The sequence below is a fragment of the Streptomyces sp. Ag109_G2-15 genome, assembly GCF_900215565.1.
GTDB classification, from domain to species: Bacteria; Actinomycetota; Actinomycetes; order Streptomycetales; family Streptomycetaceae; genus Streptomyces; species Streptomyces diastatochromogenes.
Genome location: NZ_OCNI01000001.1, coordinates 6,753,069 through 6,768,764, shown reverse-complemented (window position 1 = coordinate 6,768,764; position 15,696 = coordinate 6,753,069). Strand labels below are relative to the sequence as shown.

The following is a 15,696-nucleotide window of genomic DNA, read 5'->3' as shown; positions in this document are numbered from 1 at the left end:
CTCCGGCCGGGCGCTGCCGGCCCGCTCAGTGGGCCGTCCATCCGCCGTCCATCACCAGGGAGGTACCGGTGACGAAGGACGCCTGCGGGCCGCACAGGTAGGCCACGGCCTCGGCGACCTCCTCCGGTTCGATGAGCCGCTGGACGGCGCTGTCCTTGAGCAGGATGTCGGACAGGACGCGCTCTTCGGGGATGCCGTGTGCCCGGGCCTGGTCGGCGATCTGCTTCTCGACCAGTGGGGTGCGCACATAGGCCGGGTTCACACAGTTCGAGGTCACACCGTGGGGCGCGCCCTCCAGGGCGGCCGTCTTGGAGAGGCCTTCGAGGCCGTGTTTGGCGGCCACATAGGCGGCCTTGAAGGCCGAGGCGCGCAGTCCGTGGACGGAGGACACGTTGACGATCCGGCCCCAGCCCTGCGCGTACATGTGCGGCAGGGCGCCGCGGATGAGCCGGAACGGCGCCTCCAGCATCACGGTCAGCACCGTGTGGAAGACGTCGGGCGGGAACTGCTCGATGGGGCGCACCAGCTGCAGCCCGGCGTTGTTGACCAGGACGTCGGTGCCGGCGGCGGCGTGTTCGGCGGCGTCCAGGTCGGTGAGGTCCAGGACGTGCGGTTCGACGGTGCCCGCCAGGTCCCGGGCCCGGTCGGCCAGTGCGTCCAGGCCCGACGCGTCCCGGTCGACGGCTCTCACCTTGGCCCCGGCGGCCGCCAGCCGCAACGCGCAGGCGCCGCCGATGCCGCCTGCGGCGCCGGTGACGAGGGCGGTACGGCCGCCGAGGTCGAGCGAGGGTGCGTGGGGGCCGGGCAGGGGGGTGGGCTGGGTCATGTGCCGACCCTAAGCAGCGCCCCTGCCGGACCACATGTGGTCACACCCCATACTTCATTCAAAACTCGTGGTGTCGAACCATGTGGGTTCATCGGACAGGGCCTGCTTGATCCGGATCAGCTGGTGTTCGTCCATCGTCGGCAGCGCGTCCACCTCGAACCAGCCGACGGCCAGCGACTCGTCGTCGTTGACCCGTGCCGCGCCGCCGACGGCCCGGCAGCGGAAGGTGATGTCCATGAACTGACAGACGTCGCCGTTGCCGTACGTGATCCGCTCCCCGGACTTCACCATGACGACGCGTTCGGCGACGCACCGTACGGCTGACTCCTCGTACACCTCGCGCACGATGGCGGCGGCCGGCTGCTCACCGGGCTCCGGGATGCCGGAGAGCAGTGCCCACCGGTGGTTGTCCGCGCGCTGCCCCAGCAGGATCCTGCCCTGGTCGTCGAAGACGACGGCGCTCACCCCGGGGAGCCAGAGCAGTTGGTGGCCCGCCGAGGCCCTGATGGTGCGGATGAAGTCAGGAGTAGCCATGGAACCGACCCTAACGGGCCGGTTCCCTCACTCCACTGGATTCCCCCGGCGTACGGCGGGCGTACGGCTACGCGTCACCCGTGCGCCGGGCCCGTATCCCGGACCCGATCGCCCAGCCGAGCCCGCCCGCGGCGACCAGCACCAGGGCGATCTCCGGCAGGATGCCCAGCTTGGTCGCGGGCGTCTCGGAGGTGCGCAGCGGGACCTTCTGGACGAGGTAGGCGGGCACGAACATGCCGGTCTTCTGGGTGATCTTCCCGTCCGGCATGATGATCGCGCTGACGCCGCTGGTCACGGGCACGGTCACGGTCCGGCTGTGCTCGACGGCTCGGATGCGGGACATGGCGAGCTGCTGGTAGGTCATCTCGCTGCGGTCGAAGGTGGCGTTGTTGCTGGGCACGGAGATCATCTCCGCGCCGTGCGTGACGGTGTCCCGCACGGCCCAGTCGAAGGCCGCCTCGTAGCAGGTGGCGAGGCCGACCTTGGCGCCGTCGATGTCGAACACACCCGGCTTGCTGCCCCGGCTGAAGTCCTGGCGGACCATGCTGGTCCAGTTCTTGTTGATCGCGCCGACGAGGCCGCGCAGCGGGAGGTACTCGCCGAACGGCTGCACCTGCCGCTTGTCGTAGGTCTGCGTCGGTCCCTTGACCGGGTCCCACAGAATCTGCTCGTTGAGCAGCTTGCCGTCCCTCTCGACGACCCCTCCGACCGAGATCGGCACCCCCACGGCCTTGGCGGCCTCGTCGATGACGGCGGCCGCGTCCGAGTTGGTGAAGGGGTCGATGTCGGAGGAGTTCTCCGGCCACAGCACGTAGTCGGGCTTGGCGACCTTGCCCGCCTTGATGTCGGCCGCGAGCTTGAGGGTCTCGCGCGCGTGGTAGTCGAGGACGGCCCGCCGCTGGGCGCTGAACTCCAGGCCCGCGCGCGGCACGTTGCCCTGGATGACCGCGACGGTCGCGGTGCCGTCCTCGGCCTTGTCGCTCACCAGCGGCTGGGCGGCGACCGCTCCCGCCACCGGTACGGCGACGCTCAGCAGCGCGGCGGCCGCGGCCCCACGGCGGAGGGTCTGGGTGCGGCGCCGCTCGGCGATCAGGCGCCCCACCTCGTACAGGCCGAATCCGCACAGGACGACAGCGAAGCCGAGCACCGGGGTGCCGCCCACCGCGGCGAGCGGCAGGAAGACGCCGTCCGCCTGGCCGAAGGCGATCTTGCCCCAGGGGAAGCCCCGGAAGGGCATGCGCGCGCGTACCGCTTCGCCGGCGATCCAGACGGCGGCAGCCCACACCGGCCAGGCGGGCAGCTTGGACACCGCGGCGACTCCGACGCCGACGAGGGCGACGAAGACCGCCTCGATGGCGACCAACGCGAGCCAGGGGCCGGGGCCGACCTCCACGCCGGTCCACACCAGCAGCGGCAGGAGGAAGCCGAGTCCGAAGAGGTAGCCGAGGCCGAGCGCCGCCTTCCAGGTGCGGCCGCGCACTACCCAGGCGAAGCCGGCGAAGGCGGGCAGGGCCAGCCACCACAGGGGGCGCGGCGGGAAGCTGACGTAGAGCAGCACTCCGCAGAGTGCGGAGGCGGCGGCCGGGACCAGGCGCAGCAGCCGGCGGCCGCGCGCGCTCGGCGCGGGGGGCGACTCGAGCCGGCCGGACTGGTCCACGGAAGTTGCGGTGACGGTCACCCGGGGAGTGTACGGCGGTTGACGTTGCGCCCGACAGCACGGGCTGAACGAGCGGTGCCCCTCACCTGCACCGTGGCGGAATCACGACGTTCCTGCGCCGCTCGTGCCCAAATCGGTCATCAGCCGTTACGGTGTGCCCGAGCCTCAGCGGTGCGGCCGGTCCCGGTGCGTGCGGCCGGGGCCTGCCACAGGTCGGGGGACCGGGGTGCGAGGGGCGACGGGTGGGGTCGACGGGGACGAGGTCCGCGACCGGTGCGGACGCTTTCAGGGGTAGACGAAACGTTTCTGACGGGGCGGGCATGATCCTGCTGGGGTCGTGCGCCGCCTGGTCACTGATCACGGCGGCGGCCCACGACGGGCGGCCCGAGGGGGTGCTGCTCGCGGTACTCGCCGTGGTCGCCGGTTACGCCGCGGGCCGGATCTCCGGGGCGCTGCTTCCGGTGGCCGCGCCCTGCGCCGGCGCGGCGGCCGGACTCGCGCTGGCCGTGCTGCTGCCCGACCTCTCCCCCGGTCCCCTGTACGCCGCCCCGCTCGGGCACGCCGGGGCCACCGCCGCCCTGCTGGCGCTGGCCACCGGCGCGGCGTGCTGCGCCGCCTGGGCCGCGCGCGGGCCCGCGTCGCGGCTCGGGCTGCGGCTGCTCGCCGTCGGAATCGTGCTGACCGGGGCCGCCGTGGGCTCGGCCGTCGGCTGCGCGGCCAGTGCCGCCGTACTGCTCTGCTCGCTCGCCGCGGGCTCCATGCCCCGCCGAGGCGTCGGAATCGCGGGGCTCGCGCTCGCGGCGGCCCTGGTGGCGGGCACGATCTGGGCGATCGCCGCCGACGCCCTGCCCGGCGGCCTGGCCGAGGCGCTGAAGAGCCGGTTCACCCCGCACCGGGTGCAGCTGTGGCAGGACGCGCTGCGGCTGGCCCGCCGGGACACGGGCCTGGGCGTCGGCCCCGGCCGCTTCGGCGAGCTGAGCGACACCGCGCCACAGGCCGTGCTGCCCGACGGCAGACCGCACTCGGCCCTGCTCCAGCAGGCGGCCGAACAGGGCCTGGTCGGGGTGCTCTTGCTGGCTGCCGGGTTCGGCTGGGCCCTGTACGTCCTGTGGCGCACCCCGCGCTCCACACCGGTCGCCCTCACCGCGGGAGCGGCCCTGACCGCTCTGGCCGCCATCGCCTCCGTCGGCAACGCGCTGAGCTTCACCACGGTGACCGCGGGCGCGGGGCTCCTGGCGGGATGGGCTACGGCTCGGCCGTGGGCCGGCGAGTACCCGGCGCCGTAGGAAGGCGTTCCGGCGCGTTCTCGGCGTGCCCGAACGAGCCTGCTGTCTCGGTGTGCCCGAGTGAGCCCGCCTTCTCGGTGTGCCCGAACGAGCCTGCCGGTATCAGCGCGCGGTGCCGGGTGTGATCGTCCGCAGCCGGTCCCTGATGGCCCGCACCGCCGCTTCCGCGTTGTCCACGGTGATCGTGAAGGTGTGGCCGTCCCACAGGCGCAGCACGATGCCCTCGCCCCGGCGGACGACGACCGCGGTGCCCTTCTCGGGGCGCCAGCGGTAGCCCCAGCCGCCCCAGTGGCGCGGGGTGACATGGGCGGTGAAGTCGGCCCCGGCGACCTCGGAGAGCGGGATGCGGCGGCGCGGCACGCCCATGTGGCCGCAGCGCACCTCTACGCACTCCTTGTCGAGCCTGAGGTCCACGTGCACGAAGGCGAGCGTGCCGAAGAGGACGAGCAGACCGGCGGCGATGCAGCCCACGACGGACATCACCAGCGGGGCGACGCCGGAGGTCCAGGCCGAGTCCACGGCCAGCACGATGCCGAGCGCCATACAAGCCGCGCCGCCCAGCGCCAGCAGCCACTGCACCCGGTTGGTGGCACGCCCCGTCCAGACGTCGGGGTGCGAGGCGTCCTCGGCGTCGCGGTGCTTCCTCATGTTTATGAGGTTACTCAGGTTTCGCTCCGCGGGTACCGGCTCGCGGAGGGTGACCGCGCCGGGCGGCCCACCCCGTGGAAGCGGCCGCCCCAGGTCACCGCCGGTCGGCGAGCGGGCCGGCGGCCGGCAGCAGCCGTCCTTCGGCATAGTGCAGCGCGGCCGCGGGCAGCGCGCCCTCGCGGCCGCTCAGCAGCACCGTCAGCGTGCCCTCGGCCGGGGCCTCGGGGGCGGGCTGCTCGCCGAGTCGGCGCAGGGCCTGGGCGGCCACGGCGCCGGCGGAGCCGTGCAGCACGAGCGGTGCGGCACCGGGGCGCTGGACGGCGGCGCGGATACGTTCCGCCACCAGCTCGTAATGGGTGCAGCCCAGGACGACGGTCGTTACATCCTGTGGGGTCAGCGCGGCCGCGGCGGCGACCGCCGCGTCGATGGCCGCCTCGTCCGCGTGTTCCACGGCCTCGGCGAGCCCCCAGCAGGGCACCTCGGTGACCTTGACCCCGTCGGCGAAGTCCTCGATGAGACCGCGCTGGTAGGGGCTGCCGGTGGTGGCGGGCGTGGCCCAGATGGCGACGGGGCCGCCGCCGGCGGCGGCCGGCTTGATCGCCGGGACCGTGCCGATCACCGGGATGCCGGGCTCCAGGCGGTCGCGCAGGGCGGGCAGGGCGTGCACGGTGGCCGTGTTGCAGCCGACGATCAGGGCCTCTGGCCGGCGGGCCGCGGCGGCCTCGGCGACGGCCAGGGCACGCCGGGTGAGGTCCTCGGACGTGCGCGGCCCCCAGGGCATGCCGTCGGGGTCGAGGGAGAGGACGAGATCCGCGTCGGGGCGCAGGCGCCGTACCGCGGCGGTGGCCGCCAGCAGGCCGATTCCGGAGTCCATGAGCGCGATCTTCACCCGGCCACGATAGACGATGCGACCTTGCGAGCCGGTCCGGTGGGGCAGACTGCGCCCGTGAGCGCGATCGTGTGGACCGCCGTCGTATCCCTCGCCGCCTGGTGCTGGCTGTTGCTGTGCCAGGGCTTCTTCTGGCGCACGGACGTCCGGCTGCCCCCGCGTCGGGAACCTGCCGCATGGCCGTCGGTCTGTGTGGTCGTGCCGGCCCGTGACGAGGCCGGCGTGCTGCCCGCGAGCCTGCCGTCGCTGCTCGCGCAGGACTATCCGGGGCGGGCGGAGGTCTTCCTCGTGGACGACGGGAGCACGGACGGCACCGGGGAGCTGGCCCGAGAGCTGTCGCGGCGGCACGGCGGGCTGCCGCTCACGGTGGACTCCCCCGGCGAGCCGCCCGCGGGCTGGACGGGCAAGCTGTGGGCGGTGCGGCACGGCATCGGCCTCGCACGCGCGCGTGACCCCGAATATCTGCTCCTGACGGACGCGGACATCGCGCACGCTCCGGACAGCCTGCGCGAACTGGTGGCGGCGGCCCGCACGGGAGGGTTCGACGTGGTGTCGCAGATGGCGCGGCTGCGGGTGGAGAGCCTGTGGGAACGGCTCGTCGTCCCGGCGTTCGTCTACTTCTTCGCGCAGCTGTATCCGTTCCGGTGGATCGGCCTGCGGGGGTCTCGGACGGCGGCGGCCGCCGGCGGCTGTGTCCTGCTGCGCGCGGACATGGCCGAGAAGGCACGGATCCCGGACGCCATCCGGCATGCCGTCATCGACGACGTAGCCCTCGCGCGCGCGGTGAAGGGCAGTGGTGGTCACGTCTGGCTCGGGCTGGCCGACCGGGTGGACAGCGTGCGTCCCTATCCGCGGCTGCACGACCTGTGGGGGATGGTCTCGCGCAGCGCGTACGCCCAGCTGCGGCACAACCCGCTGCTGCTGCTCGGCACGGTCGCCGGGCTCGCCCTGGTGTACCTGGTGCCGCCCGCGGCCGTGGTGTCGGGCGCGGTCACGGGCAGTACGGCGACGGCGGTCGTGGGCGCGGCGGCGTGGGCGGTGATGACGGGAACGTACGTGCCGATGCTCCGTTACTACCGGCAGCCGCTGTGGCTCGCACCGCTGCTGCCGTTCACCGCGTTCCTCTATCTGCTCATGACGGTCGACTCCGCCGTGCAGCACTACCGGGGGCGCGGGGCGGCCTGGAAGGGCCGCACGTACGCGCGTCCGGACGCCGTGCCCGACGAGAGCTGACCCGGCTACTTGCGTCCGGGTGTCCAGTTCATGCCCCACCCGTAGGCGCGGTCTATGGTCCGCTGCGGGCTCACCCCGCGCTCCGGTACCAGGTAGCGCGCCTCGCGCTGGACGACGAGGTCGCCGCCGGTGTTGGTGATCAGGGCGAGTGCGCACACCGTGGAGGGGACCGTGCACTCGTCCAGCGAGAAGTCGATCGGGGCGCCGTGCTGGGGCTGGAGGGTGACGCTGGCGTGCAGGTCGGCGAAGGAGGCCGCGCCTTCGTAGATGGTGACGAAGACCAGGATGCGCCGGAAGTCCTGTTTGTGGTCGAGGTTGACGGTGAGGTTCTCCCCGCTCGCCACGGCGCCCGTACGGTCGTCGCCGTCGAGGTGGATGTACGGCGGCCGGTGCAGGGACCCGAAGGCGTTGCCGAGTGCCTGTACGACACCCTTGCGGCCGTCGGCGAGTTCGTACAGGGCGCACAGGTCGAGGTCGAGGTCCCCCTGGCCGGCGCCCCATCGGCCGCCCCAGCCCGGGAACTGCTTGCGCACCTGCCAGTTGAGGTTGACCCGCATGGCACCGGAGGTGCCGCCCTGCTTGGCCAGGGAGACGGACGGGGCCGCCTTGGTGAGCGTGACCTTGGAGAGGCGGACCGGTGCGGCCGGAGGGGTTGCCGGGGGCGGCGGCAGAGGGACGGGAGGGGTGGTCGGCGGCGGCAGGGTCGCCGCAGGCGGGACCGGTGGCGCGGCAGGGGATGCCGGAGGCGGTGCGGCGGGCGTGCGAGGCGGCGCGCTGTGCTGCGGTTCGTCGACGGTGATGCCGAAGTCCGTTGCCAGACCTTCGAGTCCGCTGCTGTAGCCCTGGCCGACGGCGCGGAACTTCCAGCCGCCCTGGCGGCGGTAGAACTCGCCGAGCACGAAGGCCGTCTCCACGGTCGCGCCGGGGTTGTCGAAGCGGACGACCGCGCCGCCGGCGGCATCGGTCACTTCGATGTAGAGGTCCGGGACCTGCCCGAACGTCCCGCCGTCCGCGGAGGCCGCGAGGACCACCCGTTCGATCCCGCTCTCCACGCGCGCGAGGTCCACGAAAAGGGTGTCGGTGACGCGACCCGCTGCGGTCCGCTTGCCCTCGTGACGGACCGCGCCGGAGGGGTGCGCGGGCTGGTTGTAGAAGACGAAGTCCCCGTCGGAACGGACCTTTCCGGCCGCGAGGAGCAGCGCCGAGGCGTCCGCGTCGGGCACGCCGGGTCCGGAGCGCCAGCCCAATTCGACGCGCAGGGCCGCGGTCGGCACCGGCGCATTCGATCCTTTCGGCATTGACATGTCCGCCCCCATCGCGTGTCGGCGTCCCGGACGTGCCCGGGCTCCCGGGATCATCCCTACCCGCCCAACCTATTCCCGGGGACAGCGAACTCCCATGAGCAGCACAGGAAGATCGCCGGTCAACCGCCGGTAACCCGACAGGAACTCGGCATTTACACGATCCAAACCTTGCACGGCGTCCATTTTTGCCAAGTTCGCTCGGATTGGGGATCCCGAGTCACTGCCGACACGGAAAACAACCCTCTTATCGGTCTCCCCAACCAGCACATCGTGGGCTTAACTTATGTGCCATGACCTCCCCCCGCTCCACCTATGGCGGCGGCTACTACTCCGCCTCCTTCCCGGACACCCCGATCTACGACTCGCTCGTGGCCGAGCGGGGCACCCCGCAGATCGCCCCGATCCGGGTCCCCGCCGCGTACGACACGGGCAGCAGCCTGCCCGCGCTGCCGTCGGCACTGCCCGCCCTCCCGGCGGCCCCGTCCCACCAGGTCCCCGCCTACGGCTATCCGCAGGTCCAGCCCGCCCCGCTGCAGCAGGCGCCCACGGCGTACATCCCGCAGCAGGCGAGCGCGCCGCGCGGCTATCCCGGCCCGCAGGCCCCGCAGCAGCCGCGTCCGATGGCGGCCGGCACGGGGTACGAGGCGATGCGCCCCGCCGCGCCGCGCCCCGCACCGGCTCCTTACCAGGACCCGTACAACAACCAGCAGTACCGCGGCTACTGACCGGCCGGCACCGCAGCTGCTGACCGGCGCGCCCCGGCTGTCGGTGCCACCTGGCACGATGGCGTCATGGGGAACGCCGAACTGCAGTCGATCCACGTCCATCCGGTCAAGGCGTTCCGGGGTGTCACACCCCGGGAAGCCGTGGTGGAGCCCTGGGGCCTGGCCGGAGACCGCCGCTGGGCCCTGATCGACGACGGGGGAAAGGTCGTCACACAGCGCGAGCAGCCGCGTCTCGCGCTGGCCGCCGCCGAGCCTCTGCCCGGCGGCGGCGTTCTTCTGTCCGCGCCCGGTCAGGAGCCGCTCACGGTCGCCGCCCCGGAGCCGACGGCGACGGTGCCGACGCACGTCTTCGGCACGAAGGTGGAAGCGGTTCCGGCCTCCGACGCGGCTCACGACTGGTGTTCCGGCTATCTGGGCGCCTATGTCCGTCTTGTCCACATGGACGATCCGGCCACCCGCCGTCCCGTCGACCCCGAGTACGCGCTGCCGGGCGAGACGGTGAGCTTCGCCGACGGCTACCCCCTGCTCGTCACCACCGTCGCCTCTCTCGACGCCCTGAACTCCCTCATAGCCCAGGGCGACGACGCCGCCGAGGGCCCGCTGCCCATGAACCGTTTCCGGCCCAACGTGGTCGTCGCGGGCACCGAGCCCTGGGCCGAGGACCACTGGACGCGGATCGCCGTCGGCGAGGTGGTCTTCCGGGTCGCCAAGGCCTCCGGGCGCTGCGTCGTGACCACGACCGACCAGGACACCGCCGTACGCGGCCGTGAGCCCCTGCGCACCCTCGCGCGGCACCGCAGGCTCGGCACCCGGCTGCTCTTCGGCCAGAACCTGGTGGCCCTCACGCCCGGCACGATCCGGGTCGGGGACCCGGTGCGGGTGCTGTCGTAGCGAAACGGCTCGGCGGGCGGGGAACCCAGGGGCGGGGCCCGGTCGTTGAGACGACGTGAGAATTGCGTGAGAGGCCCGGGGCCAGGAGTGATCTCGCTCTCTCTTGGCCCGGGCCGGGGGGTGAGCGGCTCCGCCGGGGGTTATCACGGAGCGGAATGGGGGTGGGGACGTGCGAGCAATCCGCGGCCTGTGGCGCTGGCGGCGCAATCCGCTGCGCCGCGCGACCGATCTGGCCGAGGCCTGGGCGGCCCTCGTGGCGCTGGTGCTGGTCACCGTGGCCGCGCCCGTGATCGGCTGCCTGGTCGGCGCGGCCGCCCAGGACACCCTGCAGCGCTCGGTGCGGGAGCAGCAGCACACCCGCCACCTCGTCACGGCCACGGTGGTCCGCGGGCTGGGCAGCGCCCCGGTGGAGACCGACCCCGACACCAGCGCCGCGCACGAAACCCGCAGCCGCGTCGTCGCCGACTGGACGGCACCGGACGGCACCCGGCAGCACGGACCCGCCCTGACGAACCTCAAGTCCCCGCACGCGGGCGACCACTTCAGGCTCTGGACGGATCCGCACGGCCGAATAACGACCCGCCCGCTGGACTCCCCCACGGCGACGACGCACGCGGTGCTCGCCGGATTCGGCGCGGCCCTGCTGACCGCGGGCCTGGTCGAGAGCGGCCGGCGCCTGATCGTCTGGCGCATGGTCCGCCGCCGGTACGCGCGTTGGGACCAGGCCTGGGACCGGGCGGGCCCGGACTGGGGCAAGGCGGGCACCGGCAGCTGACGGCCTTCCGTCTCTGGTCAACCCACCACCCGCGCGCACGCTACGGTGGACCGGCCGACTCGCTTCGGCATCAAAACCCGCGTACTACGAGGTGGGGGCACAGCAACGCCATGGCACAGGGCACGGTCCAGGTGACGCACACCGGTACATCGCGGTGGCGGCGCCGCACGGGTGAGTACGCTTCGCTCGCCGCAGCCCTGGAGGCCGCAGCCGACGGTGACGTCCTCACCATCGCCCCCGGCACCTACCGGGAGAACCTCGTCGTCCAGCGGTCGGTGACCCTGCGCGGGCCGGAGGGATCGCCGGGCTCGGTGCGGATCGCGCCCGTGGACGGGGTGCCGCTGACCGTGCGGGCCTCCGCGGTGGTGCAGGACCTGCACGTGGAGGGTCAGGACGCGGCGGCGCCCGCCCTGTTGGTGGAGGAGGGCACGCCCGAGCTGATGGACGTGCGGATCGTCACCCGGTCCGCGGCGGGCATCGAGGTGCGGGGCGGGGCGCGTCCGACCGTACGGCGCTGCACCGTGGACAACCCGGCCGGCATCGGCATCGCCGTCCTCGACGGCGGCGGCGGGGTGTTCGAGGAGTGCGAGGTCGTCGCGGCCGGGCAGGCGGGCGTGGCGGTCCGCGGCGGCGGCCATCCCCGCCTGGAGCGGTGCCGGGTGCACCACGCCTCCGGCACTGGGCTGACCGCCACCGGCGAGAACTCCGCGCTGGAGGCGGTCGGTTGCGAGGTGTACGAGGTCCGGGGCTCCGGGGTGCAGGTCACCCAGCGGGCCACGGCGCACCTGACCGACTGCGATGTGCACCGCACCACGGCCGACGGTGTCACGCTCGACACGGACGCGGTGCTCACGCTCGCGGACTGCCGGATCCACGACATCCCGGAGAACGCGGTCGATCTGCGCTCCCGTTCGGTGCTCACGCTGACCCGCACGACGGTCCGTCAGTTCGGGCGCAACGGTCTGTCGGTGTGGGACCCGGGCACCCGGGTGGACGCCAACCAGTGCGAGATCTTCGACAGCACCGGCGACTATCCGGCGGTGTGGGTGAGCGACGGCGCCACCGCGGTGCTCGAGTCCTGCCGGGTGCACGACGTGCCGGACGCGCTGTTCGTGCTGGACCGCGGCTCGCGCGCGGACGTCGTGGACAGCGATCTGTCCCAGGTGCGCAACACGGCCGTGTCGGTGAGCGACGGCGCGACCGCGCAGCTCGACGACTGCCGGATCCGGGAGGCGGCCACCGGCGCCTGGTTCCGCGACCACGGCAGCGGCGGCACGCTCAACAACTGCACTCTGGACGGCACCCAGACCGGTGTGATCGTCACCAAGGGCGCCGACCCGACCATCGAGCGGTGCACGGTCGACTCCCCGGCCGAGGCGGGATTCTATGTGTCCGCGGGCGGCCGGGGCAGCTTCCTGAACTGCCGGGTCAGCGGCAGCGGCGGCTACGGCTTCCATGTGCTCGACGGCTGCCGTACGACGCTGAGGAAGTGCCGTACGGAGCGCTGTGCGCGCGGCGGTTACGAGTTCGCCGACGCGGGGCCGGACGCGGGGGCCGGGACGGGCCCGGTCGTGGAGGACTGCACCAGCGACGAGAGCGGCAGCCTGAGGCCACCGCCGGCCCACGAGGCGGCCGTACAGACCTCCTCCCCCTCGCCCGGACTGCTCGGCGCGATCCCCGGGCAGCGCACCACGGAGCAGGAGCCGCTGGTCGCCGCGGCCGAGCCGGATCAGCCGGCCCGGACGTCGAAGGCCGTGCTCGGTGAGCTGGACGCGCTGGTGGGCCTGGAGAGCGTCAAGCGTGAGGTGCGGGCGCTGACCGACATGATCGAGGTGGGCCGGCGCCGGCAGCAGGCGGGTCTGAAGGCGGCCTCGGTCAAGCGGCACCTGGTCTTCACCGGCTCCCCCGGTACGGGCAAGACGACGGTCGCCCGGCTGTACGGCGAGATCCTCGCCTCCCTCGGGGTGCTGGAGAAGGGCCATCTGGTCGAGGTGTCCCGGGTCGACCTGGTCGGCGAGCACATCGGCTCCACCGCGATCCGCACCCAGGAGGCCTTCGAACGGGCACGCGGCGGTGTGCTGTTCATCGACGAGGCCTACGCGCTGTCCCCGGAGGACGCCGGGCGGGACTTCGGCAAGGAGGCCATCGACACGCTGGTGAAGCTGATGGAGGACCACCGGGACGCGGTGGTGGTGATCGTCGCCGGCTACACGGCCGAGATGGAGCGCTTCCTCTCCGTCAACCCCGGTGTGGCCTCCCGCTTCTCACGGACCATCACCTTCCATGACTACGGCCCCGAGGAGCTGCTGCGGATCGTGGAGCAGCAGGCCGACGAGCACGAGTACCGGCTGGCGCCCGGTGCTTCGGAGGCCCTGCTGAAGTACTTCACGGCGATCCCGAAGGGCCCCGCGTTCGGCAACGGCCGTACGGCGCGCCAGACCTTCGAGGCGATGGTGGAACGGCATGCGAGCCGCGTCGCGCAGCTGGCGGACCCCAGCACCGACGACCTCACCCTGCTGTACGCGGAGGACCTGCCGGAGCTGCCCTAAGAGCCCGGCGCCCCCGGTACCGGGCGCTGCCCCGGGAGGTCCGGGTGCAGGCGGGCCAGCAGGCGGGCTCTCTCCCGCGCGAAGGCCGGGTCCGCCTGGTAGTCGGAGTGGCCGAGGATCGGGGCCGGGAGCGGGTGCCGGGGAGTGCGGCCGTAGGCGAGCGGGTCCCTCAGGGGCTCGTGGTCGACCTCCGGGCCGCAGTCGCCGGGGAGGCGGACCGGGCCGCCGATGGGGTCGGTGCGGCGGTAGAGGTTGCGCCAGCAGGCCACGTCGGCGTGCAGGGCGGCCAGGGCCGGTGGGCCGAAGTGCGCCGGGAACCAGCGGCCGTACAGGCGCTCCAGCGGGGAGCCGTAGGTGAGCAGGGCGACCCGCTTGCGTACGGACGGGGTCAGCTGCCAGGCCGCGGCCGCGGCCAGGACGCTGCCCTGGGAGTGACCGGAGAGGACCAGGCGGCCGCCGGTGTGCCGGGTCCAGGTCGCCATCCGCCAGGTCAGGTCCGGCACCGCGCGCTCGGCGTAGCAGGGCGGGGCGAAGGGATGGGCGGCGCGCGGCCAGAAGGTTCCGACATCCCAGAGGATGCCGATGGTGCGCCGGGCGGAGGCGTCCCGGTAGGCGCGCCGGGCCCAGGTGACGAACAGCAGGAAGCCCACGCCGACCAGCCAGGAGCCGAGCGTCTGCGAGGTCTCGGCCACGGCCTGGACGAGGTCGTAGGTCCGCCGGGCCGCGCCTTCCGGGGGCTGTCCGGTGGCCAGGGCGCCGGCCAGTGCGGCGGCGCCGAGCAGCAGGGTGGTGGCGGCCAGTACGGCGACGACCAGCGGTGCTCGGTCGGTGAGGCCGGCCATGGCGCGGGCCTGGGCGATGGCGCGGGTGCGGGACGGGTCCTCGGGCTCGCCGGGGTGCTCGTCGCGTACGCGGTCGCGTTCGGCGCGGGCGAGCCGTGCGGTGCGCAGGGCCAGGTGGGCGGCGACGGCGAGCAGCACCGCGAGGATCGGCGGGATCGCGGACGCCTGCCAGGTCAGCAGTACCGGGGGCCCGTCGAGCAGGGCCCGGGTGCCGTCCAGCCAGTCGGCGACCCGCTGCGCCACGCCGCCGGACATCACACCGCCGAGCGCGCAGGCGAGCAGTGCGACCGCCGGCCCGCCGAGGCCGCGCATCCCGGCGTGCCGGTCCGGGTGCCGGCGGTACAGGTCGTGGGCGACGACGGCGAGGACGACGACGAGCAGGCCCTGGGCCAGCATGAGGCCGCCGAAGGCCGGGTCCCCGGGCAACCTCCCGGCGGACCGCCAGCCGGGGCGGGACCAGCCGGCGTACAGCACGGTGAGCAGGAGCAGGCCGAGGGCGCCGAGCGGCAGGCGGCGTACGAGGTGGCGGTCGAGCTGCTGGTCGAGGCGGTTCTCGCTGCGGCCCCGGCGGCAGACCACGCCCACCACGGCGGCCGCGCAGCCGAGCAGCGCCGCGGCGAGGATCCAGCTGAGGGCGTCCAGGGCCGCGGGGCCGCCGGAGCGGTGGTCGAAGCGGGCCGCGGGTGTGACGACCGCGGCGGCGACGGTGAGCAGGCCCGCCGCGGTGTGGGCCGCGCGCAGCCGGGCCACCAGGCGCCGGCCGTACCAGAAGCCGGGCCGGGCGAGGGCGCTGCCGTCGGTCTCCGGCTCGGGGTCGCGGGACATCGGCCGGTGGGACTCGTACGCGCTCCAGGTGCGGTGCGAGAGGTACCAGAGCAGGGCGGTGAGCGCGGCCGGGACCGACGCGGCCAGGGCGAGCCGGCGTCCGGGCAGGCTCCACCACCCGTCATCGGTGGCGGCCGGTGAGAGGAAGCCCAGCCAGGAGTGGCGGTGGGCGCAGGCGGCGACGCCCGCGCACTGCCAGGCGACCAGGTCGAGGGCGACCTCGCAGGCCGCGGCCACCAGCAGCACCGTGAGGGTGAGGGCGGCCAGGCGCACGAGGAGGCCGTAGAACCGCACGGTGCGTCCGCGACCGTCGGCGGCGGGGCGCATCCAGTGGGCGAGGTTGACCACCATGAAGGGCAGTAAGAGGAGCCATAAGGCGCGGCTGCCGTCGCCTGAGGTGAGGTTGCACCAGACGTACGCCTCCTGCACCGGCTCGCTGTGCGGCCCTTGCCCGGCCGGGGCGTCCACGGTGTGATCGGCGCGCCGGAAGACCGCGGCGGTGTCGTCGCCGGTGATCCGGACGGTGCGCGGGTCGTCGAGCATCTTCTCCGGGGTGGTGCCGCCGACACCGTGCACCAGGAGTTCCAGCTCGGGCTCCGCCTCTGTGGCCTGCGCGGCGGAGCGGTCCGTCTCCCGCGCGGCGATGCGTTCCTGTGCACGTTCCACTGTTCTCGCACTTCCCCCGTGATGCGCCTCAAGGCATGTGTTCGTG

At 73.6% G+C, this 15,696-nt stretch carries 13 protein-coding genes; 6 read left to right on the top strand and 7 right to left on the bottom strand.

Translation table 11 applies throughout. The features are described from left to right. Positions 1-25: 25 nt before the first annotated feature. From CRP49_RS30475 to lnt, 3 genes are all read right to left on the bottom strand, one after another. Positions 26-826 (bottom strand): 3-hydroxybutyrate dehydrogenase, encoded by an 801-nt coding sequence (locus CRP49_RS30475; protein ID WP_097256237.1) that lies wholly within the window; start codon positions 824-826, stop codon positions 26-28. Between the two features lie 54 nt (positions 827-880). Beyond that, positions 881-1,360: an NUDIX domain-containing protein gene (locus CRP49_RS30470; protein ID WP_097256236.1), complete on the bottom strand. Its 480-nt coding sequence runs from the start codon at positions 1,358-1,360 to the stop codon at positions 881-883. 67 nt (positions 1,361-1,427) lie between these two features. Then, a complete protein-coding gene (lnt, locus tag CRP49_RS30465; RefSeq protein WP_097256235.1) occupies positions 1,428-3,038 on the bottom strand; it encodes an apolipoprotein N-acyltransferase in 1,611 nt (536 codons plus the stop codon). A gap of 299 nt (positions 3,039-3,337) precedes the next feature. Between lnt and CRP49_RS30460 the strand changes: the two genes are divergently transcribed. Continuing rightward, positions 3,338-4,303, top strand: a complete 966-nt coding sequence (locus tag CRP49_RS30460; protein WP_097256234.1) for an O-antigen ligase — start codon at positions 3,338-3,340, stop codon at positions 4,301-4,303. Positions 4,304-4,405: 102 nt separating this feature from the next. Here the strand turns inward: CRP49_RS30460 and CRP49_RS30455 are convergent, their stop codons facing one another. Both CRP49_RS30455 and CRP49_RS30450 read right to left on the bottom strand, forming a co-directional pair. Next, positions 4,406-4,951, bottom strand: a complete 546-nt coding sequence (locus CRP49_RS30455; RefSeq protein WP_097256233.1) for a hypothetical protein — start codon at positions 4,949-4,951, stop codon at positions 4,406-4,408. A 94-nt stretch (positions 4,952-5,045) separates the two neighbouring features. After that, positions 5,046-5,840 carry a glutamate racemase gene (locus tag CRP49_RS30450; protein WP_097256232.1) on the bottom strand — a complete coding sequence of 265 codons (795 nt, stop codon included), beginning with the start codon at positions 5,838-5,840 and terminating at the stop codon, positions 5,046-5,048. Positions 5,841-5,897: 57 nt separating this feature from the next. Here CRP49_RS30450 and CRP49_RS30445 point away from each other — a divergent pair, with 57 nt between their 5' ends. Further along, a complete protein-coding gene (locus CRP49_RS30445; protein WP_097256231.1) occupies positions 5,898-7,073 on the top strand; it encodes a glycosyltransferase in 1,176 nt (391 codons plus the stop codon). Positions 7,074-7,078: 5 nt separating this feature from the next. On the opposite strand, the gene CRP49_RS30440 is transcribed toward CRP49_RS30445, so the two are convergent. Next, positions 7,079-8,389 (bottom strand): TerD family protein, encoded by a 1,311-nt coding sequence (locus CRP49_RS30440; RefSeq protein WP_097256230.1) that lies wholly within the window; start codon positions 8,387-8,389, stop codon positions 7,079-7,081. Positions 8,390-8,667: 278 nt separating this feature from the next. Between CRP49_RS30440 and CRP49_RS30435 the strand changes: the two genes are divergently transcribed. From CRP49_RS30435 to CRP49_RS30420, 4 genes are all read left to right on the top strand, one after another. Then, on the top strand, positions 8,668-9,102 hold the full coding sequence (locus tag CRP49_RS30435) for a DUF6643 family protein (RefSeq protein WP_097256229.1): 435 nt from the start codon (positions 8,668-8,670) through the stop codon (positions 9,100-9,102). 66 nt (positions 9,103-9,168) lie between these two features. Beyond that, a complete protein-coding gene (locus CRP49_RS30430; protein ID WP_097256228.1) occupies positions 9,169-9,993 on the top strand; it encodes an MOSC domain-containing protein in 825 nt (274 codons plus the stop codon). 169 nt (positions 9,994-10,162) lie between these two features. Next, positions 10,163-10,768: a hypothetical protein gene (locus CRP49_RS30425; RefSeq protein ID WP_097256227.1), complete on the top strand. Its 606-nt coding sequence runs from the start codon at positions 10,163-10,165 to the stop codon at positions 10,766-10,768. 110 nt (positions 10,769-10,878) lie between these two features. Beyond that, complete coding sequence (locus CRP49_RS30420; RefSeq protein ID WP_097256226.1) at positions 10,879-13,317, top strand: right-handed parallel beta-helix repeat-containing protein; 2,439 nt, start codon at positions 10,879-10,881, stop codon at positions 13,315-13,317. Here CRP49_RS30420 and CRP49_RS30415 read toward each other — a convergent pair. Next, positions 13,314-15,650, bottom strand: a complete 2,337-nt coding sequence (locus CRP49_RS30415; protein WP_373560375.1) for a hypothetical protein — start codon at positions 15,648-15,650, stop codon at positions 13,314-13,316. The two genes, CRP49_RS30420 and CRP49_RS30415, sit on opposite strands and share 4 nt — an antisense overlap. Positions 15,651-15,696 lie beyond the last annotated feature (46 nt).

What these genes read in the sequence shown, in the direction of transcription:
- CRP49_RS30475 (WP_097256237.1), bottom strand. Translation starts at nt 826, where the DNA reads ATGACCCAGCCCACCCCCCTGCCCGGCCCCCACGCACCCTCGCTCGAC.
- CRP49_RS30435 (WP_097256229.1), top strand. Translation starts at nt 8,668, where the DNA reads ATGACCTCCCCCCGCTCCACCTATGGCGGCGGCTACTACTCCGCCTCC.
- CRP49_RS30440 (WP_097256230.1), bottom strand. Translation starts at nt 8,389, where the DNA reads ATGGGGGCGGACATGTCAATGCCGAAAGGATCGAATGCGCCGGTGCCG.
- CRP49_RS30470 (WP_097256236.1), bottom strand. Translation starts at nt 1,360, where the DNA reads ATGGCTACTCCTGACTTCATCCGCACCATCAGGGCCTCGGCGGGCCAC.
- CRP49_RS30430 (WP_097256228.1), top strand. Translation starts at nt 9,169, where the DNA reads ATGGGGAACGCCGAACTGCAGTCGATCCACGTCCATCCGGTCAAGGCG.
- CRP49_RS30420 (WP_097256226.1), top strand. Translation starts at nt 10,879, where the DNA reads ATGGCACAGGGCACGGTCCAGGTGACGCACACCGGTACATCGCGGTGG.
- CRP49_RS30455 (WP_097256233.1), bottom strand. Translation starts at nt 4,951, where the DNA reads ATGAGGAAGCACCGCGACGCCGAGGACGCCTCGCACCCCGACGTCTGG.
- CRP49_RS30460 (WP_097256234.1), top strand. Translation starts at nt 3,338, where the DNA reads ATGATCCTGCTGGGGTCGTGCGCCGCCTGGTCACTGATCACGGCGGCG.